This window comes from Acinetobacter sp. SFB, assembly GCF_001647545.1.
GTDB lineage: Bacteria > Pseudomonadota > Gammaproteobacteria > Pseudomonadales > Moraxellaceae > Acinetobacter.
Map to the genome: position 1 here is coordinate 288,850 of NZ_LSZH01000012.1, position 22,076 is coordinate 310,925.

The following is a 22,076-nucleotide window of genomic DNA, read 5'->3' on the forward strand; positions in this document are numbered from 1 at the left end:
ATTTTCCCTAATAAATCAAATCAATGGTTTGAAAATAAATTTATGCTGCGGTTCTCGTATCAATCAAGACACAACCAGTTTTTTGCTGTAGTTCTTCAAAACTCAAACCTTCTACAATTTCTGTCACGAAGGCTTGATTGTCTTTTAACTCAATAATGCACAAGTCGGTATAAATCCGGTTCACACAATTTGCACCAGTTAAAGGATAAGTCAGTTCATTCACAATTTTAGGTTGATTATTTTTGGTCAGATGTTCCATACACACATAGACACAACGTGCACCTACTGCCAAGTCCATTGCGCCGCCCACAGCAGGCACAGTATCGGCAGAACCGGTATGCCAGTTGGCCAGATCGCCATTCACAGCGACCTGAAAAGCGCCCAAAATACAGATGTCTAAATGACCACCACGCATGATGTCAAACGAGTCTGCCGAATGCATGAAACTGCCACCACCCAATATGCTAATTAACTCCTTACCGGCATTGATTAAGTCATCATCTGCATGTTCTTTGGAAGTTAAAGCACCGAAACCTAAAACTCCATTTTCTGAATGCAAGATAATTTCATTTTCAGGTTTTAAATAACCCGCAACTTTGGTTGGCAAGCCAATACCCAAATTGACATATGAACCTGGCGCAATATCCTGGGCAACGCGTTCTACAATTTGTTCACGGCTGCGTTTTTGGATTGTCATTTAATATCTCCAACTTTAACTACGTGCTGAACGAAAATGCCCGGTGTCACAATCACTTCTGGATCTAACTGGCCCAATTCAAGCACTTCATGTACTTGAGCAATTGTAGTTTTAGCTGCTTTGGCCATGAGTGGACCAAAGTTTCGAGCTGCCTTTCGATAAACCAGATTACCCCAGCGATCGGCCTGATGGGCATAAATCAAGGCATAATCAGCATAAATTGGATATTCCAGCACGTAATTTTTACCCTCAATACAGCGCGTTTCCTTGCCTTCCGCAATTTTAGTGCCATACCCGGTCGGCGTGAAAATTGCCCCTAAGCCAGCACCTGCAGCCTGAATCCGGCAAGCCAGATTGCCTTGCGGAACCAGGTCCAACTCAACTTTTCCGGCTTTATATAAATCCTCAAAAACAGTGGAATTGTTGGCTTTAGGAAACGAACAAATCATTTTTTTAACCAAACCAGACAGTAGCAGATTGGTTAAACCACGATCACCCGAAGCTGCATTATTATTAATGATTGTTAAATCTTTCGGACCAATATCAATCAGCGCTTCAATCAGCTCGATAGGCTGTCCTGCCAAGCCAAAACCGCTGGTCATAATGCGTGCACCATCTGGTATTGACTTAAGGACTGTCTCAATATCCATTGTGACTTTATTAATCATGCTGTTCCCTAACACTGTAGATACGTTTGAAGAATTAAATTAGTCTGCTTTTTGTGGATCGAATAAACGATCTTTAATAAAGATGGCAGGAATTACACCACACAGGAAATAAGCCACACCCATAATGAGCAAGCCTGTACCAATTGAACCGCCCTGCGCAAAATAACCAATCGTGAGGGGTGCCAATACCGCGCCTAAACGACCGACGTTATAAGCTCCGCCGACTGCCGTGCCACGCACTTTGGTCGAAAAACTTTCAGTCATGTATGTCGCGTTAATACCGTATGGAATGCCATATAAGAAACCGAAGAACAACATTAGCCATAAGATATTGTCAGGTGTATTACCAAACACAATGATGGGAATAAAAATAGCTGTACCAATCGTACCGAAAGCAAATACCGCGCGGCGGCCTATTTTATCGGCAATGATGCCTGCAATGACTTTAGTACACATCATGATCAGGAATGTGCCAATCATATAAGTTGTCATTTCTTTGAACTTAATTCCCAGATCTGACTCTAAATATGCGGGCAACCAGTTACTGACACCGTAATAACCGAATTGTAAGAATGCTGTACTGAATGACCATAAGATGAACATGCGGCGGCTGAAAGTATCTTGAAAGATCATTTTGAACGTATTTTTAGGTTTTTCTTCAACGATTCCACTTGCTTGTGCAGCCAGACGTTTACGACGAGACTCAACCCAGGCTTGCGGTTCAGGCACCAAGAAATACATAGCCACTGCAAGAACGATTGGAATGATGGAGATGTAATATAAATATCTCCAGCCAAACTCTGGCAACAACCAGCCCGCTAAAAGCGTTGCGACCACAGAACCCAAAGTCCATCCAGTCATCAAGCCTGCCAATATGGTAGAGCGGTATTTAGTTGGAACATATTCTGCCATTAAGGTATTACAGGCAATATAAAGTGCGCCTAATCCAATTGCGGAAATAAAACGCAGCCATTTAAATTGTTCATAGCTTTCTGCAAAACCGAGCCAGCAGGTAAGTAACGAGAATAAGGCAATTGCGATAACAATGACGCGTACGCGGCCAAATCTGTCACAGGCCCATCCACCGAAGAAACCACCAATCGCCATGCCGGCAAGTGTCCAGCTGCCTAAAGCACCCGCTTGAATACTGGTTAATGAAAATTCCTGTTTTAAACTGGTCAAGCTATAGGAAAGGAATGCAATATCTGCACCATCCACCAGTAATGCTAAAAAAGAAAAAATAAATGCCAGAATCCATATTTTCTTTTTCGGTGTATCGGTGTTGCCTAATATGACCTGTTCTGAACTTACTGTCATTAGATGTTCCCTATTATTCTTCAAGCACTCCTGTGCTCTACAAATTTTTTAAAAATTTATGGACTATTTAAGTATTAATGAAACACTTGATTTAGCTGTGTCCCGATTTAAAATAGCCTGTTAAATATGATATTAATAAACCATTTTTAAATCTAAAAAACAATAATAATAAGATATAATTTCTTATAGCGAAATATAATTATCAATATTGATTTTTAGTTTTGCTTAAAAATACAATTAAAAATAAGCCAGTAAAAATTTACTGGCTTATTTTTATTACATTAATTACCGAATGCAGCGATACCGGTTTGTGCACGACCAAGAATCAGGGCATGCACGTCATGGGTGCCTTCATAGGTATTCACCACCTCAAGATTGACCAGATGACGTGCTATGCCAAATTCATCGCTAATGCCATTCCCGCCGAGCATATCACGCGCCAGTCGGGCAATATCCAGTGCCTTGCCACAGTTGTTGCGTTTGATCAGTGAAGTCCCTTCAACCGATGCAATGCCTTCATCTTTCATACGACCAAAACGGAGGGCCACTTGCAGACCCAAGGCGATTTCAGTCTGCATATCGGCCAGTTTCTTCTGGATCAGCTGATTGGCAGCCAGTGGACGGCCAAACTGTTTACGATCCATGGTGTATTGATGGGCGGTATGCCAGCAGAATTCAGCCGCGCCCATCGCACCCCAGGCAATACCGTATCGGGCGCTGTTCAGGCAGGTAAACGGACCCCGCAGGCCGCGAATTTCTGGGAAGGCATTTTCTTCCGGCACAAAAACATTATCCATCACAATCTCACCGGTGATCGAGGCACGCAAGCCGACCTTGCCGTGAATCGTCGGTGCAGACAGCCCTTCCCAGCCTTTCTCCAGAATAAAGCCGCGGATCTCGCCGACATTGCCCTCTTTAGAAACTTCTTTGGCCCAGACCACAAATACATCGGCAATCGGGCTGTTGGTAATCCACATTTTCGCGCCCGATAAACGGTAACCGCCCTCGACCTTTTTGGCCCGGCTAATCATGCTGCCCGGATCAGAACCGTGATCCGGCTCGGTCAAGCCGAAACAACCGATATATTCCCCAGTGGCCAGTTTCGGCAGATACTTCTGTTTCTGTTCTTCCGAGCCAAATTCATTAATTGGCACCATCACCAGCGAGCTTTGTACACTGGCCATGGAACGGTAGCCTGAATCGACATATTCAATTTCACGTGCCACCAGACCATAACTGACATAGTTCAGCCCTGCACCGCCATACTGTTCCGGAATAGTGGGACCTAGCAGGCCCAGCTCACCCATCTCACGAAAGATGGAAGCATCGGTGGTTTCATGGCGGAACTGTTCCAGCACACGCGGCAACAATTTGCCCTGGCAATAGGCCTGGGCAGAATCGCGAATCATGCGCTCTTCTTCGGTCAGCTGCTGCTCGATTAAAAACGGGTCTTGCCAGTTGAAGCTGGTTTTTGAAGTCATATTGTCTAGTCCAAAAATATAGTTGTTCTATTTAAGCGGTGGCTTGTTTAATCATTTCACGGGCAATAATAATCTGCTGAATTTGAGTGGTGCCTTCATATAAGCGGAACAGACGTACATCGCGGTAAAAACGCTCGATTGAATATTCACTGATATAACCCGCACCGCCATGAATTTGTAAGCAGCGATCTGCGACACGGCCACACATTTCCGTGGCAAACATCTTCGCACACGAGGCTTCAACAGTCACATTCTGGCCGGCATCACGTAAACGCGCAGCATCCAGCACCATGCATTTTGCCGCGTAGATTTCAGCCTTGGAGTCGGCCAGCATGCCCTGGATCAGCTGGAAGTTGGCAATCGGCTGACCAAACTGTTTACGTTCTACCGCATAATGTAGTGCATCTTCCAGCATGCGTTCTGCCATGCCGACACTGTAGCCGGCAATATGCAAACGGCCTTTATCCAGCACGCGCATCGCAGTTTTAAAACCAATGCCTTCAACACCGCCGATCAGCTGCTCCTGATGAACACGACAGTGATCAAAAATCACGTCACAGGTATACGAGCCATGCTGGCCCATTTTTTTGTCAATCTTGCCCAAAGACAACCCGGGAGTACCGGCTTCAACCAAAAATGCAGAAATACCGCCCGCGCCTTTAATCTCGGGATTGGTACGCGCCATCACGGTAAAGGTGGTTGCACGCGGGGCATTGGTAATAAAGCGCTTGGTGCCGTTTAAAATATAATAGTCACCGTCTTTGGTGGCACTGGTTTTTAACGCAGCCGCATCTGAACCTGAATCCGGTTCGGTTAAACAAAAAGACCCGATATATTCACCGCTGGCATAACGCGGCAGATATTTCTGCTTTTGCACATCTGTGCCATCGATCAGGATCCCGCTGGAGCCAATGCCGTTATTGGTGCCAATCAGGGAACGAAAAGCGGCCGAGGTCTTGCCCAGTTCCAGCGCCACCAGAATTTCTTCTTCCATGGTGATGCCGAGACCGCCATATTCCTCGGGAATGGTCAGGCCAAACAGACCCAGCGCTTTCATCTGGCTGACGATATGTTCAGGAATGGCGTTGCTTTCTTCCACCTCGTGCTCTAAAGGCACCAGTTCATTTTTGACAAAATTTCGGATGGTGTCTAAAAGCTGTTCCAGCATTTCCGGATCACGGATCATGGTTTACTCCCTTTGTTGATTTTTACGGTAAATTCCTTTACCTTTTTTAATTTCGCAATACGAAATAAATAACCACAAAAGAATAAAAACAGCAAGAGAAAATACAAAATAAATATTTTTTGTATAAAAAATATTGAGTTTAGGTAGGAATAGGATTAATTTAAATGAAAATAAAATTTCGCATTACGAAATTAATGGAGTGGTAATGAAACATACAGTGACAATGGAGTGTATCGAAGATCATATTGCGATCGTTAAAATCGACCGTCCGGAAGCGAAAAATGCGCTTAATACAGAAGTTCGCAAGCATCTTGCACAAATCTTCTCTGAACTGGCTTTAAATGATGAAATCCGTGTCGTGATTCTTACCGGCGGTGAGTCAGTCTTTGCTGCCGGTGCAGATTTAAAAGAATTGGCTTCGGCACATACATCAGAAATGTATTTGCGTCATACCGAACGTTACTGGCAAGCCATTGCGCATTATCCAAAACCGGTGATTGCTGCAGTAAATGGTTATGCCTTGGGCGGCGGCTGTGAGTTGGCCATGCATGCCGACATTATTATTGCCGGTGAATCTGCACAGTTTGGTCAGCCTGAAGTCAAAGTAGGTGTGATGCCGGGTGCTGGCGGTACACAACGTCTATTCCGTGCAGTTGGAAAATTTCACGCTATGCGCATGATTCTGACCGGTTGCTTGGTTTCAGCTCAAGAAGCCTATCAAATTGGTTTGGCTTCACAAGTCGTACCAGATAGTGAAACGATCAGTAGTGCCATCAAAATGGCAAAAACCATTGCATGTCTACCGCCTATTGCCCTTGAGCAAATTAAAGAAGTGGCATTAATGTCTGAAGATGTGCCATTAAACGCCGGTTTAAGCCTAGAACGAAAATCCTTCCAGTTGCTGTTCGATACCCAAGATCAAAAAGAAGGTATGCAAGCATTTATTGAAAAACGTCATCCGCAATATCAAGGCAAATAAATTATTTAGGGAAAAGTTTTCATGTCTATTCAAATTGCCACCATTGGCATAATCGGTTCAGGGATTATGGGTACAGGAATTACCCAAATTGCCCTGCAGTCTAATCATCAAGTGTATTTATATGATGCCAAAGCAGGCGCTGCTCAAATAGCAGCCGAAAAGCTACAGGAAACTTTAAATAAACTGGTAGCAAAAAATAAAATTACTGCGGAATCTGCTCAGCAAGCGCTGGCCAATTTAGTAATCGCAGTACGTTTAGATGAACTTAAAAATTGTGATCTTGTTATTGAAGCGATTGTTGAAAATCTTTCAGTCAAGCAAGAACTAATTAAGCAGCTTGAAGCTTTGGTCAGACAAAATACCATTATTGCTTCAAATACTTCGTCGCTCTCCATTACTGCAATTGCTTCACAGAGCCAGCATCCTGAACGCCTCGTAGGTTATCACTTCTTTAATCCTGTGCCTTTAATGAAGGTGGTAGAAGTGATTCCCGGAATTCGTACTCAACCCGAGATTGTCAGTCGCTTAGTCGATCTCTCTTATAAAATGGGCCATCGACCTGTCGTTGCAAAAGACACCCCCGGATTTATTATCAATCATGCAGGCCGTGCTTACGGTACAGAATCTTTAAAAATTCTAAACGAAAATGTCGCCAGCATTCACGAAATTGATCGCATTTTAAAACAAAATTTAGGTTTTAAAATGGGACCTTTTGAGCTGCTCGATTTAACTGGTCTGGATGTGTCGCATCCGGTTATGGAATCGGTTTATGAGCAATATTATCAGGAACCGCGTTACCGTCCCAATGTACTGACCAAACAAATGCTGACGGCCAAACAGCTGGGGCGTAAAACGGGTCAAGGTTTTTACCGTTATGCAGCGGGACAAAAACTAGATGAACAGCCGGAAATTCGAGTTGAAAAATTGGCTGAATACCCTGCCGTCTGGATTGCGGCAGATTTTGAAGCAGACCGTCAGGCATTAACCGACTATCTAAATACGCATCAAATTAAAATGGATACGCAAGATTATCCGGCCGCTGACAGTCTGATTTTAGTGGCAAGTTATGGTGAAGATACCAGCTCAAGCATCCAGCGCCTAAACCTCGATCCTACACGTACTGTCGCTATCGACTTAATTAACGGTTTAAATGCTCATCGTACCTTAATGCCAAGCCTGATTACCCAAGAAAAATTGAGCCAGACAGCACATTCCATTTTCAATCTGGATGGTAATAGCGTCACCGTGATTCAGGAAAGTGTCGGTTTTGTTGCACAGCGCGTGATTGCGATGGTGATTAATTTAGCCTGTGATATTGCCCAGCAAGGGGTTGCCACAGTCGATGACATTAATGCTGCGGTACGCTTAGGGCTAGGCTATCCACATGGTCCAATTAGCTGGGGAGATGTGCTCGGCCCTGCAAAAATCCTGCTCATTTTGGAGCGCATGACTCAAATTACCGCAGACCCGCGTTATCGCCCAAGTCCTTGGTTGCAACGTCGTGTCAAGCTTAACCAAGCTTTAACTTTTACCGCTTAAAACTTTTATATCAAAATTCTTCAAGGAAAGAAAAATGTTAAACGCTTATATTTATGATGGATTACGTACTCCTTTTGGTCGTCATGCAGGTAGCTTAGCTACAATTCGCCCTGATGATTTAGCCGGTTTAGTGATTCGCCGTCTGGTTGAAAAAACAGGCATTCCAGGTGCAGATGTAGAAGATGTAATTTTTGGCAGTACCAATCAGGCCGGTGAAGACAGCCGTAATGTGGCACGTCATGCTGCCCTTTTGGCAGGATTACCCGTCACCGTTCCGGGTCAAACCGTTAACCGCTTATGTGCTTCAGGCTTGGGCGCTATTATTGATTCTGCTCGCGCCATTACTTGTGGTGAAGGTGATTTGTATATTGCCGGTGGTGTCGAGTCAATGACACGTGCGCCTTTCGTGATGGCAAAAGCTGAATCTGCTTATAGCCGCGAAGCAAAAATTTATGACACCACCATTGGTTCACGCTTCCCTAACCCACAGATTGTCAAGCAATTTGGCGGTCATAGCATGCCGGAAACAGGTGATAATGTTGCGGTAGAGTTTGGTATCAGCCGTGAACAGGCAGATGCATTTGCTGCAGCGTCACAAGCCAAATATGAAGCTGCGAAACAGGGCGGTTTTTTTAAAGATGAAATTACCGCAGTTGAAGTTTCCCAAGGACGTAAACTACCGCCAAAATCAGTAGTTGAAGATGAGCACCCTCGCCCGACTTCTAATTTCGAAGCATTGCAAAAACTGAAACCGCTCTTTGATGGTGGGGTGGTTACTGCAGGAAATGCTTCAGGCATTAATGATGGTGCAGCTGCAGTATTAATTGGTAGCGAAGCGGTACAGCAAAAATATGGCCTAAAGCCAATGGCTAAAATTTTGTCTGCAGCAGCAGCAGGTATTGAGCCGCGTATTATGGGCGCAGGTCCAATTGAAGCCATTAAAAAAGCGGTTGCACGTGCCGGTTTGACTTTAGATGATCTGGACATTATTGAAATTAATGAAGCTTTCGCATCTCAAGTGCTGTCTTGTTTAAAAGGCTTAGGGATTGAGTCGGATGATCCACGTGTCAATCCAAATGGGGGTGCCATTGCACTCGGTCATCCATTAGGTGCTTCAGGTGCACGTCTTGCATTAACCACTGCACGCCAGCTACAGCGTACAGGCAAAAAATATGCTGTGGTCAGCTTATGCATTGGCGTTGGCCAAGGCTTGGCTATGGTAATTGAAAACGTAGGCTGAGTATCTTTTCAGTAAGCCTTGAACTCTTATTAAGCGGCTGTGGTTATTCAGCCGCTTAATTTTGTGTAACATTCATTTTATAAAAGATATTAAAAAATGGATGGTCATTCATCTTAATAAAACTAGATAATTAGACATTTATTTTGTATCGTGAAATTTAGTTGTTATTATATTTTATAGTTATCTATTTGATTGTATCTCAACATGACATTAAAAAATAAATCAGGTGAAAGTCCCAACTTTGATGAAATACGTTTAGACCCCATTTCTCATATTCATCGTGAAAATAATCCGCAGTTTATCGCCTCTATTGCGCGTGGACTGGAAATTCTGCGTTGTTTTTCTTCTTCAAATCAGTTACTTGGTAATCAGGAAATTGCTCACTTAACCAATTTACCTAAACCGACCGTGGCACGTATTACCAGCACCTTGGTTTCTTTGGGCTATTTAAAGCAATTACCCAATACCACCAAATACTTACTCGATGTTGGTGTATTGGCATTAGGCTATTCAGCACTGTCCAATATCTCTGCACGCACTCAGGCACAACCTTTTATGGAGGAAATGTCTAAATATGCACACGCACCAGTAGCGATGGCGACACGCGACCGATTAAACATGATCTATCTGAATGTAGTGCATACAGATTCTACACTCACCATGCGTCGTCCGATTGGCTCAACTTTACCTATTCATAGTAGTGCGATAGGCCGGGCATGTTTGGCTGCTATGATTGAGAAAGAGCGCCATTATTTATTTGATGCGATTAAAAAAAGAAATGAAGACAGTTGGCTGAGTATTAAGCGTAATTTAGAACGTGCAGTTCGCGATTATCAAGATTATGGTTATTGTCTGTCTATTGGTGACTGGGCCAAAGATGTCAATTCGGTGGCGGTACCGCTGATTCATCCGCAACATGGCATTTTGGTGTTTAACTGTGGCGCGCCAAGTTATTTGTTGGATCAGGAAAAGCTGGAAAATGAGATCGGGCCGCGCTTAATTCATATGGTCAATAATATTTCCAGTACCTTAAATAACAACTAAAAAATTTCAGATAAATAAGAAGCGCCTAAATGGCGCTTCTTTTATGCAATTTGATTAATAAATTAATCAAATTTAAATGCTTCAGGGTCTAAGCTGAACACGACCTCACCGCCTTCTAAAATATTAGCGGCATGCGTTTTAGTGCGGTTTAACAATTTACTGTAATAAAATTGCGCAGTCGCCAGTTTTGCTTGATAAAACTCATCTGTTGAGCCTACTGCAATTTGACTTTGTGCAACCTGTGCCGCTTTAGCCCATACATAAGCCAGTGTCACATACCCAGAGAAATACAGATAATCGACAGAGGCTGCACCTGTTTCGTCAGGGTTGGTTTTGGCTTTTTCCGCAACAAAATCAGTCAGAGTTTTCCATTCTGTCAATAATTCAGACAACTTGTTTAATAAAGGCTGAATACCTGTCTGATTTTGATGTTCTGCGATAAAATGTTCAATCATATCGGTGAAATTATTTAAAAGAACACCCTCTGATTTCAAAATTTTACGACCGAGCAAGTCAATCGCTTGAATTTCGGTAGTGCCCTCGTATAGACAGGCAATACGCATATCACGCGCCAACTGTTCCATCCCATGTTCAGAAATATAACCATGACCGCCAAACACTTGCATACCATGTTTAGAACATTCCACGCCCATTTCCGTCAAGAAAGCTTTGGCAATTGGAGTTAATAAAGCGAGCAGATCTTCAATTTTTTTCTTTTCAGCCGTATCCTGAGTTACCCCTGCTACATCGACCCAATGCGCAATTAAATACGTTAATATACGGCCTCCTTCGGCAAAGGCTTTTTGGGTCAGCAACATACTGCGTACTGCAGGATGGACAATAATCGGATCGGCTGCTTTTTCAGGGAATTTTGCACCACCAAGCGCACGTAAAGCCAGGCGATCTTTGGCATAAGACAAAGCACCTTGATAACTTGCTTCAGAAATGGCTAAACCTTGGGTTGCGGTACTTAAACGCGCTGCGTTCATAAAAGTAAACATACACAGTAGACCTTTATGCTCCGGACCAATCAAATAGCCACGCGCAGCCTCAAAATTTAGAACACAGGTCGCGTTACCATGAATGCCCATTTTATGTTCAAGCGAACTGCATACCACATTATTACGATCGGCTTTATAACCCTCTGCATCCACATTAAATTTTGGCACAATAAATAGAGAAATACCGCGTGTACCCGCAGGTGCATTTGGCAAGCGAGCCAGTACAATATGCACAATATTTTCTGCCAAATCATGATCGCCTGCAGAAATAAAGATTTTTTCACCGCTAATCGCGTAGCTGCCATCTTCATTTGGCACCGCCTTGGTACGAACTTGCCCCAAGTCTGAACCTGCTTGTGCTTCTGTTAAGCACATCGTTCCTGTCCATTGCCCGCTAATTAATTTCGGCAGATAAATTTGTTTTTGTTGTTCTGTCCCATGGTGATTAATCGTGCGCATAGCCCCATGCGATAAACTTGGGTACATGCCCCATGCCCAGTTACACGCCGTAGTCATTTCCTGAATTGCGGTACGAAGTAAGTTTGGTAAACCTTGACCACCAAATTCTTCACGTGCAGTTAAGGATGGGAAACCTAATTCAACATATTTATCATAAGCTGCTTTAAAACCGTCTGGTGTAGTCACAATCCCATCTTTTAAAGTACAACCTTGACGGTCGCCTACTGCATTTAAGGGCAGAATTTCATTTTGGCAAAAATCTGCTGCGACATCTAAATATTGATTAAATAATTCAGCCGACACTTTGTCTTGGTAATATTCAAAACCAGAATAACTTTCTTCAATGTTGAGCACTTCATTTAAGACAAAGTTCATATCTCGACGCGGTGCAATATAATCTGGCATTGTTTAATCCTTCCTTTTATATTCCCTGCTAAAATTTTTAAATATTTGGCAGAGTAGTTCCAATGTTCTTGTGATCTTTAAAATGAATATTTCACATTTATAATGACGCGATTTTTTCACACCATAGAAATAATTTCGTATAACGAAATAATATTCCATATATTTACTATTTACTACAAAAAGCCTATCAATCCGTTTTTTTTGATTAAATTTTGTACATACTCATCTAAACAGAGGTATTTAATCTTTGAAAATCTGCCATATTTTCTCTTTTAATTAATGATGAATAAAAATATCTGAATAAAACCCTTTTTATTTCTCTCATTTTTCTATAAAAAATAGCAAAAAACTCAGATAAGAATTAAATATTTTGCAATACAAAATTTTATTTTATAAATTTCCAGATTATGTTATTTTTCAATAAATCGAAAAAGACAGGACAAGGAATAAAGGAATGCTGACTGACCAATATTCAGGAATTGAAGCACTTAATGCACTCAAAAATGGTGAAATTCCACATGCACCGATGGCCAGGACCATTCCCATGAAACTGGTGGATGTACAAGAAGGTTATATCGTGTATGAGGTTACGCCCGGTGAAGAACATATTAATTTACAAGGTGGCGTACATGGTGGTTTTTGTGCCACGGTTCTAGACAGTGTAACGGGTGGAGTTGCCCACTCGATTATGGACAAAGGCAATCGCTTTGCTACTGTTGACTTGAATATAAAAATGATCCGCCCCATGCAAGTGGGAAAAACCTATCGAGGCATTGGGCACCTGATTAATGCAGGACGGACAATTGTCAGTACCGAAGGAAAAATTATAGATGAAAATAATAAAATTTATGCGCATGGTACTGCGACATTAATGATTATTCGAAAATAAATAAAAAAGAGCAGTCTCTATTCAAAAAGATACTGCTCTTTATTTGATAATTTAAGTAATAGGTATAGGGTCTTAATACCCGCTACCCAACATCTATACGAATATTATTTACCATATGCACTAAGCGCGGAGCAATTTCATCTTCCAGCTTTTCACGGCTTAAAATAAAGCTGGGTCCACCACAGTTAAATACCAGTAATCCATGCTGATCATGATAATAAGGCGCGGCTACTGAATTCACATCTTTCTGCCAGTCACCGACCGAGAAACAATATCCGAAATCTTGATAATCTTTAAAAGCTTTATCTAATTCACGATTTATTTTTATCCAGTCTTCTTTGTGTTTGGCACGAATGGCATTCAATAGAAACTCACGTTCGTCTTCCGGCATTGCTGCCAGACATGCACGACCCACTGAACTTAAATGAAGGGGTAAATAAGTACCCACTTGGCGTCGCATAGTGACATTACCCTTGCCTTGCACGACATCTAGGTAAATCATGTTTAAACGATCACGGGTTGCCATGGCAACAGCTGCACCTGCGTAATCCGCTAATTCTTTCATGTACGGATGTGCAATCGAACGGATTGAAAGATTCGATAACATCGAATAACCAAATGAAAGCACCCCAACAGAAAGCTGAAATTTACTTGAGTTTGGTACTTGTTTTAAATACCCCAAACGTGAAAGCGTATGGGTTAAACGGGTAATGGTCGGTTTCGGCAAACCCGTCATTTGGGAGAGTTCTTGATTGCCTAAATATTGATGTTTTGGGGTAAAACAACGTAACAGTTCCAAGCCACGGGCAAGAGCGGTAATATATTGGCGATCATTTTCCTCCTGCATATCCTCAATAGGATCCAGGAGTTCATATCGTAAAGGAGCTAATAGCTTCTCCGCTTGTTCCGATTCCGTCACTTCAGTCATTTAAATGGCCTAATTTCTTTAATTCTGTTTCGCAATGCGAAAATTATAATATAAATATCCTATTAATAGCAAAGAAGCAACTTATAAAAAGTTGCTTCTTTATTCATCTTAACATGGCTTTTAAGAGGGATTAACCAATAATACCTTTGCTTCGTAGTTCTGCTAATTTTTCAGCATCGGCTACACGCGCCAGAATTTCATTGGTATGTTCACCCAGCATTGGAGGAGCTTGCTTGTATTCCACCGGAGTCCGAGAAAGTTTGATTGGAGAACCAATCACTTTCAGCTTATCTTTTAAAGGATGCTGCATTTCAACCAGCATATTTCTGGCTTTCACTTGCGGCTCTTCAAAGGCTTGCTCAAGGTTATTGATTAATCCAACCGGTACTTTCACTGCATGAATTACTTCAACCCAATGCTTCGCATTATCGCTAAGGAAATGTGCAGACAATAACTCGCCAATTTCACTGCGGTGTTTAATCCGTAATGCGTTGGTGGTAAAGCGTGGATCCTTTGGTAATTCCGGCAAGCCAATCGCATTGCTGAGTGACACGAATTGTTTGTCATTACCGCATGCAATAATAAAGTCTTGGTCTGCTGCTTTAAACACCTGATAAGGCACAATATTGGCATGCGCATTACCATAACGACCCGGCACTTTACCTGATGCTAAATAGTTCATGCCTTGATTGGCGAGAGTGGCCACTTGCACATCCAGCAATGCCATATCAATGTGTTGACCTAGGCCGGTGATCGTACGATTCCACAATGCCGCTTGAATGGCAATGGTTGAATACAGACCTGTAGTTAAATCAGCGAAGGCTACACCCACTTTTTGTGGACCTCCACCCGGTAAATCATCTTTTTCACCGGTCACAGACATTAAACCGCCCATGCCCTGAATGATAAAGTCATAACCCGGTTCAGGTGCACGTGGGCCGGTTTGACCAAATCCGGTAATTGAGCAATACACCAATTTCGGATTGATGGCATTGAGGCTATCGTAATCCAGTCCGTATTTTTTCAGCGAACCAGCTTTATAGTTTTCAATCATCACATCAGAGTCTGCAGCTAAAGCGCGGACCAATTCCTGACCTTCAACAGTCGAAATATCAATCGCAACAGAAAGTTTATTTCGGTTCGCAGATTGGTAATAAGCTGCTTCACGTGTGTCCTCGCCTTGATTGTTCTTCATCCAAGGCGGACCCCATAAGCGGGTGTCATCACCCGTTTCTGGACGTTCAACTTTAATCACTTCTGCGCCTAAATCCGCGAGGATTTGACCACACCAAGGACCTGCAAGTACGCGACTTAAATCCAGTACGCGAATACCCTCTAATGCACCCATGTGTCTTTACCTTTATACGCGTTCAATAACCATTGCGAGACCTTGTCCCACACCAATACATAGACTGATCACGGCATATTTTTTGCCGCTACGTTGCAGTTCACGTGCCGTTGATAATGCCAGGCGAGCACCCGATGCACCCAGTGGGTGACCGACTGCAATCGCACCACCATTTGGATTTACACGCGGATCATCCAGTGCAACGTCCAAACCTCGAAGGCAGGCCAACACTTGAGAGGCAAAGGCTTCATTGATCTCGATAATGTCCATGTCTGCCAAGGTCAGGTTGGCACGTTTTAATGCCAGTTTGATTGCCTCAACGGGACCTGCGCCCATAATACGAGGCTCAATCCCTGCTGCACCCGATGCCAAAATCTTAGCAATCGGCTTAAAGCCCAAGGTTTGCTCAGCTTGCTGGGAACCAATAATTAATGCCGCAGCACCATCGTTGACCCCTGAAGCATTACCCGCAGTGACGACACCATCCTCAAACAATGGTTTCAGTTTTTGCAAAGCTTCCATATTAGACGATGGGCGTGGATGCTCATCAAGCGCGACTAATTTAGGCGCTAACTTGCGACCTTGCGGCACTTCAATACCGACAATTTCACCTTCAAAGAAACCGGCCTGTTTTGCCGCTTCATATTTGGCTTGCGATGCTGCGGCAAAGGTATCTGCATCTTCACGACTGATGTCATATTCAACTGCAACGTTGTCGCCAGTTTTTGGCATGGTGTCATCACCAAACTGCTTTTCAAGAGCAGGGTTTGGGAAACGCGCCCCAATCGCAGAATCGAACACTTTAAAATCACGACCAAAAGCTTTTTCAGATTTGGCAAATACAAATGGCGCACGCGACATCGACTCGACCCCACCCGCGATAAAAATCTCGCCTTCGCCACAGCTAATGGCACGCGCTGCATCAATGACAGAGGCCAAACCAGATGCACACAGACGGTTCACGGTTTGCGCCGGCGTTTTTACATCCAAACCTGCAAGTAATGCGGCATGACGTGCGATGTTACGGCTGTCTTCACCCGCTTGGTTAGTGTTGCCCAAAATTACTTCATCATAGATATTGTTCGGTAAATTGTGCTTTTCTACCAAGGCTTTAATTACATGCGCAGCCAGATTGTCGGGACGAATCTTTGCAAGCTCACCGGCATGACGACCAAATGCGGTACGTACGCCATCATAAATATAGGCATTTAGCATAAAAAATTCCTTTTGACTTGCTTAGACAGCTGCGCTGTGAAGTAAAGATAAATTCAGTTGTGCACGACGTTTGAGCCATGGGCTTGGACGGTAGCGCTGATCACCGGTATTGGCATAGATTCGCTCTAGAATCAGCAAAATACGTTGGCTACCCAATACATCTCCCCATGAAATTGGACCATGCGGATAACCCAGACCCAGTTTCACCGCCTTGTCGATATCTGATGCTGTGGCAATTTGTTGTTGTGCAATATCACACGCCAGATTGACCACCATTGCCAATACACGCTGCGCCACAAAACCAACGCTTTCAGCAATCACCGTCACGCCTTGTCCATCTTGGGCAAAGATCGCATGCGCCTGGTCGATGTAATTTTTCCCAGTGACAATCGATGGCATCAAGGTGCGGTGCTTGGCAAAATCGGTCAGCAAATCAATACTCACGGCACGGCTTGCATCGACATTGAAACGGATCGCTGCCGTGGTCGTGTCTTCACCATAAGTCGCCAAGAGAATCAAACTGTCTGCTGCAGGTTTTTCTGCGCTGTCCAATACGAGACCTTGCGTGCGGATGTAATCACGTAATACGCTGGCATCTTGCTCACGATCCGCCATAATCCATACTGCATTAAAGTTTGTTACTTCTGGAACAGCTGATACGGGTGCTTCATTGGTCTTTTTGCCATCAGTATATTTATAAAAGCCTTCACCAACTTTACGACCAATTTTCTTTCCAGCCAACATTTGACGGGTTAAAGCATGCGGACGGTAACGGTCTTCCTGATAGAACTGATTAAAAATCGATTCCATCACCGGATGCGATACATCAAGCGCAGTCAGGTCAAATAATTCCAGCGGCCCCATACGGAAACCCGCACCATCACGTAAAATACGGTCGATCTCTGAAATAGAGGTAACGCCTTCACCCAACGCTTTTAACGCTTCGGTGCCGTAAGCACGGCCAGCATGATTAACGATGAATCCAGGAGTGTCTTTGGTGCGGACACCAAAATGTCCCATGCGCTGTGCCAGTTCTAACAAATCTGCAACCACCTGTTCCTCGGTGGCTAAACCTGCAATCACTTCGACAATTTTCATGAGTGGCACAGGGTTAAAGAAATGGAAACCGGCCATCCGCCCCTGATATTCAAGGTTTGAGGCAATTGCGGTTACAGACAATGAAGATGTATTGGTGGCTAAAATCGTGGTGGGTGCAACAATCGCTTCAATTTGTTTAAACAAATTTTGCTTGACCTCAAGGTTTTCAATGATGGCTTCAACCACCATGTCCACACCGGCAATCTGTTCAATACTGTCTAAAACCATAAAACGCGCCAGGGTTTCATTCAGCACCTGTTCCGTGAATTTACCTTTGGCCTGCAATTTTTCCAGCATGGTTGTGAGTTTGGCCAAGCCGGCTTCTGCGGCACCGGCTTTTACATCAAATAAGCGAACTTCAACACCGGCTTGCGCAGCAATTTGCGCTATGCCCATGCCCATTACACCAGTGCCGATCAACGCAATAGATTGAATGGTCATATCTTATTCTCCAGTGTACTGTGCAGGACGTTTTTCAAAAAATGCGTTTACACCTTCTTTTTGATCTTGGGTGTCAAATAGAATCTGGAAGGCTTTACGCTCTAAGGTTAGTGCACCTTGCAATGACAAGTCCTGACCCAAGTTGGTTACTTCTTTAATTTGCTGCACCGCAATTGGAGAGAAGCTCGCGATGGTTTTTGCAATCTCAAGTGCATGGGCAATGGTATTTTCATCTTCAACCACTTCAGACACCAAACCCATTTGGCTTGCTTCTTCAGCACTGATGAATTTACCCGACAACACCAACAGCATGGTTTTAAACTTGCCAATGGCACGCAGCAAACGTTGCGTACCACCCGCACCCGGCATGAGTCCCAGTTTCACTTCAGGTTGTCCGAATTTTGCCGACTGCCCGGCAATGATGATGTCAGCATGCATCGCCAGTTCACAGCCACCACCCAAGGCATAGCCGTTGACCGCCGCAATAATCGGCTTAGTGCAATCGACAATGCTTTGCCAGTACTGTTCGGTATGACGCAGATACATTTGCGCTGTAGTTGCAGTGGTAAAGTCCTTAATGTCCGCGCCGGCGGCAAACACTTTTTCCCCGCCGGTCAGTACAATCGCGCGTACAGCGGGGTTCTGGTTTAACTGCTGAAAAGTGTGTGAGAGTGCCTGACGTAATTCCAGATTGAGTGCATTCCTTGCTTCGGGTCGATGAATTTCTACAATCGCCACGCCATCTTCTTGAATATTCAGTTTCAATATTTGGGTGCTTTCCATAATTCTCTCATTTCGCACTGCGGTACAATAAAACCAATATACATAGTTTTTACGATGATTCAAGCTTACTTTAGGATACTTAAATATTTTATCTGGGTATGAAATAAATTAATTTATATTAAAAACAACAATTTATGCATTAAGTATACTAAAAGATAAATACCGCATAGCGATATTTACTTTTATTTATGTTGTTTAGTTGTGATTTTTTGATTAGTATCCAATTAAATTTAGCTTAGTGACTAGATCTTGTTCGATTTCTGCTTATTCAAAACTGAACAGGATTTACATCCTAAAAACGGAGTTAGGACATGATTCGTGATCAGGAAACCTTAGACCAGTTAGTCGATATGATTCGTCAATTTGTTGAAGGTGTATTAATCCCAAATGAAGAACTCGTTGCTGAAACAGATGAAATTCCTGTAGAAATCGTGCAGCAAATGCAAGAGTTAGGATTGTTTGGTTTAACCATTCCTGAAGAATATGAAGGTCTGGGTCTGACTATGGAAGAAGAGGTATATATCGCCTTTGAATTGGGTCGCACCTCTCCTGCTTTCCGTTCGCTCATTGGTACCAACAACGGTATTGGTGCTTCTGGCCTGATCATTGATGGTACAGAAGAACAAAAACAATATTTCCTGCCGCGCTTAGCCAGTGGTGAAATTATTGGATCATTCTGCCTAACCGAACCGGATTCTGGTTCTGATGCTGCATCTTTAAAAACAACCGCAGTAAAAGATGGTGATGAATACATCTTGAATGGTACAAAACGCTTTATTACCAATGCCCCACATGCCGGTGCATTTACGGTAATGGCACGTACCAATTTTGAGTTGAAAGGTTCAGCTGCAATTTCGGCATTTATTGTTGATAGCAAAACCCCGGGTATTTCTCTGGGTAAACGTGACAAGAAAATGGGGCAAAAAGGCGCACATACCTGTGATGTGATCTTTGAAAACTGCCGCATTCCAGCATCTGCATTGATCGGGGGTGTCGAAGGTGTTGGTTTTAAAACGGCAATGAAAGTGCTTGATAAAGGTCGTATTCATATTGCCGCAATAAGCGTTGGTGCAGCAACTCGCATGTTAGATGATTCACTTCAATATGCAGTGCAACGCAAGCAATTTGGCCAAGCGATTGCAAACTTCCAGTTGATTCAAGGCATGCTGGCCGATTCAAAAGCTGAAATTTATGCAGCTAAATGTATGGTACTTGATGCGGCTCGTCTTCGTGATGCAGGCAAAAATGTCAGTACTGAAGCTTCCTGCGCAAAAATGTTTGCTACAGAAATGTGTGGCCGTGTGGCAGACCGTGGTGTGCAAATCCATGGGGGTGCAGGTTACATCAGTGAATATGCTATTGAACGTTTTTACCGCGATGTGCGTTTATTCCGTTTATACGAAGGTACAACTCAAATTCAACAAGTAATTATTGCGCGTAACATGATTAAAGAAGTTACGCATTAACAGTTTGGCTGAGTCACTCTCCTTGCGACTCAGTCTTTTTTTATAAGGTAATGGATTATGGCTGTTAATACTTTATCCAAAATCAATTCAAATACATGGAAAATTGCATTTATTTTTGCGTTCTTGGCCTTATTGGTTGATGGCGCAGATTTAATGCTTTTATCTTACAGTTTAAGCAGTATTAAAGCTGAATTTGGATTAACAACGGTCGAAGCAGGGATGCTTGGAAGCTTTACTCTGGCAGGTATGGCGATTGGTGGTATTTTTGGTGGATGGGCATGTGACAAGTTTGGTCGCGTGCGCACTGTAGTTGTCTCGATTTTATTGTTCTCTGTATTAACTTGTGGTCTTGGTTTTACTCGATCTTTTGCAGAATTCGGCACTTTACGTTTCTTCGCATCCCTCGGTTTGGGCTCTTTATATATTGCCTCTAACACGTTGATGGCAGAATATGTGCCGACCAAATACCGTACAACGGTACTCGGCACACTCCAAGCCGGTTGGACAGTGGGCTATATCGTAGCAACCTTGCTTGCAGGCTGGTTAATTCCAGACCATGGCTGGCGTATGCTGTTCTACGTGGCCGCGTTACCGATTGGTTTGGCCATTCTGATGCATTTAATGGTGCCAGAACCTGCTGCATGGCAAGAAAACCGTTTCAAGAAAGTTGAAGTGACAGACAAACCTGCTGAATCAACCTGGAAAATGATTTTTCAGGACAAGAAGAACCGTAACATGTTCATTCTTTGGGCATTAACAGCGGGTTTCCTGCAATTTGGTTACTATGGTGTAAACAACTGGATGCCAACATACCTAGAAACTGAATTGGGTATGAAATTTAAAGAAATGACGGCTTATATGGTCGGTACATATACCGCAATGATTCTGGGTAAAATCCTTGCTGGCTATATGGCAGATAAAATTGGACGACGTTTTACTTATGCATTCGGTGCCATTGGTACAGCAATTTTCTTGCCTCTGATTGTATTCTATAACTCACCAGAAAATATTCTTTATCTATTGGTAATCTTCGGCTTCCTATACGGTATTCCATACGGTGTAAATGCAACGTATATGACTGAAAGTTTCCCGACAGCCGTACGTGGTACCGCAATTGGTGGTTCATACAATGTGGGGCGTCTTGGTGCTGCCATTGCACCTGCGGTCATTGGTTACTTAGCAAGCGGTGGTTCTATTGGTCTTGGTTTCCTTGTAATGGGTGCAGCATACTTTATTTGTGGTGTGATCCCTGCTCTGTTCATCAAAGAAAAACAATACGATCCACAAAAATCATAAATTTTTAAACACCTTTAAAAAGTCTCTTCAGAGGCTTTTTTTATTTGAAAAATATAAAATTAGACTTCATAACAAATTTTAAAAATGATAAAATACCGCCAAGCGAAATAAGGTTTTACATTATGGACGATATAACTAGAGAATCGATGGAGTTTGACATCGTTATCGTAGGCGCAGGCCCTGCGGGTCTTTCTGCAGCGATCAAAATCCGCCAACTTGCAATTGAAAACAATCTAAACGATCTGTCCGTTTGTGTCGTGGAAAAGGGCTCTGAAGTTGGTGCACATATTCTGTCGGGTGCCGTGCTTGAACCGCGTGCCATGAATGAGTTGTTCCCGGACTGGAAAGAACAAGGCGCGCCGCTTAATGTGCCTGTAACAGAAGACAAAACATTCTTCCTGCTTTCAGATGAAAAATCACAAGAAGCACCGCACTGGATGGTGCCAAAAACCATGCACAATGAGGGCAACTATGTCATCTCGCTTGGCAACGTGGTGCGCTGGTTAGGCACGAAAGCCGAAGAGCTGGAAGTGTCGATATTCCCGGGCTTTGCCGCTTCAGAAATCCTCTATCATGCAGATGGTACGGTAAAAGGC

The 22,076-nt window shown here is 43.3% G+C and carries 19 protein-coding genes; 8 read left to right on the forward strand and 11 right to left on the reverse strand.

Features of this window, described 5'->3' with window-relative positions:
* Positions 1–40: 40 nt before the first annotated feature.
* From AY606_RS08680 to AY606_RS08700, 5 genes are all read right to left on the reverse strand, one after another.
* Positions 41–697 (reverse strand): 3-oxoacid CoA-transferase subunit B, encoded by a 657-nt coding sequence (locus AY606_RS08680; protein ID WP_067867143.1) that lies wholly within the window; start codon positions 695–697, stop codon positions 41–43.
* Positions 694–1,365 (reverse strand): 3-oxoacid CoA-transferase subunit A, encoded by a 672-nt coding sequence (locus AY606_RS08685; protein ID WP_067867145.1) that lies wholly within the window; start codon positions 1,363–1,365, stop codon positions 694–696. Before AY606_RS08685 ends, AY606_RS08680 begins: the two co-directional genes overlap by 4 nt.
* 39 nt (positions 1,366–1,404) lie before the next feature.
* Positions 1,405–2,682 (reverse strand): MFS transporter, encoded by a 1,278-nt coding sequence (locus AY606_RS08690; RefSeq protein WP_067867148.1) that lies wholly within the window; start codon positions 2,680–2,682, stop codon positions 1,405–1,407.
* A gap of 281 nt (positions 2,683–2,963) precedes the next feature.
* A complete protein-coding gene (locus AY606_RS08695) occupies positions 2,964–4,163 on the reverse strand; it encodes an acyl-CoA dehydrogenase (protein WP_067867150.1) in 1,200 nt (399 codons plus the stop codon).
* Between the two features lie 31 nt (positions 4,164–4,194).
* Positions 4,195–5,349, reverse strand: a complete 1,155-nt coding sequence (locus tag AY606_RS08700; RefSeq protein WP_067867152.1) for an acyl-CoA dehydrogenase family protein — start codon at positions 5,347–5,349, stop codon at positions 4,195–4,197.
* 205 nt (positions 5,350–5,554) lie between these two features.
* Here AY606_RS08700 and AY606_RS08705 point away from each other — a divergent pair, with 205 nt between their 5' ends.
* The 4 genes from AY606_RS08705 (at position 5,555) to AY606_RS08720 (ending at position 10,151) form a co-directional block, all read left to right on the forward strand.
* Complete coding sequence (locus AY606_RS08705; protein WP_067867154.1) at positions 5,555–6,328, forward strand: enoyl-CoA hydratase; 774 nt, start codon at positions 5,555–5,557, stop codon at positions 6,326–6,328.
* Positions 6,329–6,349: 21 nt separating this feature from the next.
* On the forward strand, positions 6,350–7,867 hold the full coding sequence (locus tag AY606_RS08710; RefSeq protein WP_067867156.1) for a 3-hydroxyacyl-CoA dehydrogenase: 1,518 nt from the start codon (positions 6,350–6,352) through the stop codon (positions 7,865–7,867).
* A 34-nt stretch (positions 7,868–7,901) separates the two neighbouring features.
* A complete protein-coding gene (locus tag AY606_RS08715) occupies positions 7,902–9,107 on the forward strand; it encodes a 3-oxoadipyl-CoA thiolase (protein ID WP_067867158.1) in 1,206 nt (401 codons plus the stop codon).
* A 204-nt stretch (positions 9,108–9,311) separates the two neighbouring features.
* Positions 9,312–10,151: an IclR family transcriptional regulator gene (locus AY606_RS08720; protein WP_067867160.1), complete on the forward strand. Its 840-nt coding sequence runs from the start codon at positions 9,312–9,314 to the stop codon at positions 10,149–10,151.
* Positions 10,152–10,213: 62 nt separating this feature from the next.
* Here the strand turns inward: AY606_RS08720 and AY606_RS08725 are convergent, their stop codons facing one another.
* Entirely contained in the window at positions 10,214–12,016 is a 1,803-nt protein-coding gene (locus AY606_RS08725) for an acyl-CoA dehydrogenase C-terminal domain-containing protein (protein ID WP_067867162.1), read from the reverse strand.
* Positions 12,017–12,470: 454 nt separating this feature from the next.
* Between AY606_RS08725 and AY606_RS08730 the strand changes: the two genes are divergently transcribed.
* Positions 12,471–12,905 (forward strand): PaaI family thioesterase, encoded by a 435-nt coding sequence (locus AY606_RS08730; RefSeq protein WP_067867164.1) that lies wholly within the window; start codon positions 12,471–12,473, stop codon positions 12,903–12,905.
* An 82-nt stretch (positions 12,906–12,987) separates the two neighbouring features.
* On the opposite strand, the gene AY606_RS08735 is transcribed toward AY606_RS08730, so the two are convergent.
* The 5 genes from AY606_RS08735 to AY606_RS08755 all read right to left on the reverse strand — a co-directional run bounded on the left by AY606_RS08735 (position 12,988) and on the right by AY606_RS08755 (position 18,718).
* Complete coding sequence (locus AY606_RS08735) at positions 12,988–13,833, reverse strand: IclR family transcriptional regulator (protein WP_067867166.1); 846 nt, start codon at positions 13,831–13,833, stop codon at positions 12,988–12,990.
* Between the two features lie 130 nt (positions 13,834–13,963).
* Positions 13,964–15,181: a CaiB/BaiF CoA transferase family protein gene (locus AY606_RS08740; RefSeq protein WP_067867168.1), complete on the reverse strand. Its 1,218-nt coding sequence runs from the start codon at positions 15,179–15,181 to the stop codon at positions 13,964–13,966.
* 12 nt (positions 15,182–15,193) lie between these two features.
* The gene (locus AY606_RS08745; RefSeq protein WP_067867170.1) at positions 15,194–16,396 is read right to left on the reverse strand and encodes a 3-oxoadipyl-CoA thiolase; all 1,203 of its coding nucleotides are present in this window, start codon (positions 16,394–16,396) and stop codon (positions 15,194–15,196) included.
* A gap of 21 nt (positions 16,397–16,417) precedes the next feature.
* On the reverse strand, positions 16,418–17,935 hold the full coding sequence (locus AY606_RS08750) for a 3-hydroxyacyl-CoA dehydrogenase (RefSeq protein ID WP_067867172.1): 1,518 nt from the start codon (positions 17,933–17,935) through the stop codon (positions 16,418–16,420).
* A gap of 3 nt (positions 17,936–17,938) precedes the next feature.
* Positions 17,939–18,718: an enoyl-CoA hydratase gene (locus AY606_RS08755; RefSeq protein ID WP_067867174.1), complete on the reverse strand. Its 780-nt coding sequence runs from the start codon at positions 18,716–18,718 to the stop codon at positions 17,939–17,941.
* A 311-nt stretch (positions 18,719–19,029) separates the two neighbouring features.
* Here AY606_RS08755 and AY606_RS08760 point away from each other — a divergent pair, with 311 nt between their 5' ends.
* The 3 genes from AY606_RS08760 to AY606_RS08770 all read left to right on the forward strand — a co-directional run.
* Positions 19,030–20,184 (forward strand): acyl-CoA dehydrogenase family protein, encoded by a 1,155-nt coding sequence (locus tag AY606_RS08760; RefSeq protein ID WP_067867176.1) that lies wholly within the window; start codon positions 19,030–19,032, stop codon positions 20,182–20,184.
* 57 nt (positions 20,185–20,241) lie between these two features.
* Positions 20,242–21,480, forward strand: a complete 1,239-nt coding sequence (locus AY606_RS08765) for an MFS transporter (protein ID WP_067867178.1) — start codon at positions 20,242–20,244, stop codon at positions 21,478–21,480.
* Between the two features lie 122 nt (positions 21,481–21,602).
* On the forward strand, positions 21,603–22,076 hold a 474-nt coding region (locus AY606_RS08770), incomplete at its 3' end, for an NAD(P)/FAD-dependent oxidoreductase (RefSeq protein WP_155858155.1).

What these genes read in the sequence shown, in the direction of transcription:
- AY606_RS08720 (WP_067867160.1), top strand. Translation starts at nt 9,312, where the DNA reads ATGACATTAAAAAATAAATCAGGTGAAAGTCCCAACTTTGATGAAATA.
- AY606_RS08735 (WP_067867166.1), bottom strand. Translation starts at nt 13,833, where the DNA reads ATGACTGAAGTGACGGAATCGGAACAAGCGGAGAAGCTATTAGCTCCT.
- AY606_RS08760 (WP_067867176.1), top strand. Translation starts at nt 19,030, where the DNA reads ATGATTCGTGATCAGGAAACCTTAGACCAGTTAGTCGATATGATTCGT.
- AY606_RS08745 (WP_067867170.1), bottom strand. Translation starts at nt 16,396, where the DNA reads ATGCTAAATGCCTATATTTATGATGGCGTACGTACCGCATTTGGTCGT.
- AY606_RS08740 (WP_067867168.1), bottom strand. Translation starts at nt 15,181, where the DNA reads ATGGGTGCATTAGAGGGTATTCGCGTACTGGATTTAAGTCGCGTACTT.
- AY606_RS08700 (WP_067867152.1), bottom strand. Translation starts at nt 5,349, where the DNA reads ATGATCCGTGATCCGGAAATGCTGGAACAGCTTTTAGACACCATCCGA.
- AY606_RS08765 (WP_067867178.1), top strand. Translation starts at nt 20,242, where the DNA reads ATGGCTGTTAATACTTTATCCAAAATCAATTCAAATACATGGAAAATT.
- AY606_RS08680 (WP_067867143.1), bottom strand. Translation starts at nt 697, where the DNA reads ATGACAATCCAAAAACGCAGCCGTGAACAAATTGTAGAACGCGTTGCC.
- AY606_RS08750 (WP_067867172.1), bottom strand. Translation starts at nt 17,935, where the DNA reads ATGACCATTCAATCTATTGCGTTGATCGGCACTGGTGTAATGGGCATG.
- AY606_RS08755 (WP_067867174.1), bottom strand. Translation starts at nt 18,718, where the DNA reads ATGGAAAGCACCCAAATATTGAAACTGAATATTCAAGAAGATGGCGTG.
- AY606_RS08710 (WP_067867156.1), top strand. Translation starts at nt 6,350, where the DNA reads ATGTCTATTCAAATTGCCACCATTGGCATAATCGGTTCAGGGATTATG.
- AY606_RS08730 (WP_067867164.1), top strand. Translation starts at nt 12,471, where the DNA reads ATGCTGACTGACCAATATTCAGGAATTGAAGCACTTAATGCACTCAAA.
- AY606_RS08705 (WP_067867154.1), top strand. Translation starts at nt 5,555, where the DNA reads ATGAAACATACAGTGACAATGGAGTGTATCGAAGATCATATTGCGATC.
- AY606_RS08725 (WP_067867162.1), bottom strand. Translation starts at nt 12,016, where the DNA reads ATGCCAGATTATATTGCACCGCGTCGAGATATGAACTTTGTCTTAAAT.
- AY606_RS08715 (WP_067867158.1), top strand. Translation starts at nt 7,902, where the DNA reads ATGTTAAACGCTTATATTTATGATGGATTACGTACTCCTTTTGGTCGT.
- AY606_RS08695 (WP_067867150.1), bottom strand. Translation starts at nt 4,163, where the DNA reads ATGACTTCAAAAACCAGCTTCAACTGGCAAGACCCGTTTTTAATCGAG.
- AY606_RS08690 (WP_067867148.1), bottom strand. Translation starts at nt 2,682, where the DNA reads ATGACAGTAAGTTCAGAACAGGTCATATTAGGCAACACCGATACACCG.
- AY606_RS08685 (WP_067867145.1), bottom strand. Translation starts at nt 1,365, where the DNA reads ATGATTAATAAAGTCACAATGGATATTGAGACAGTCCTTAAGTCAATA.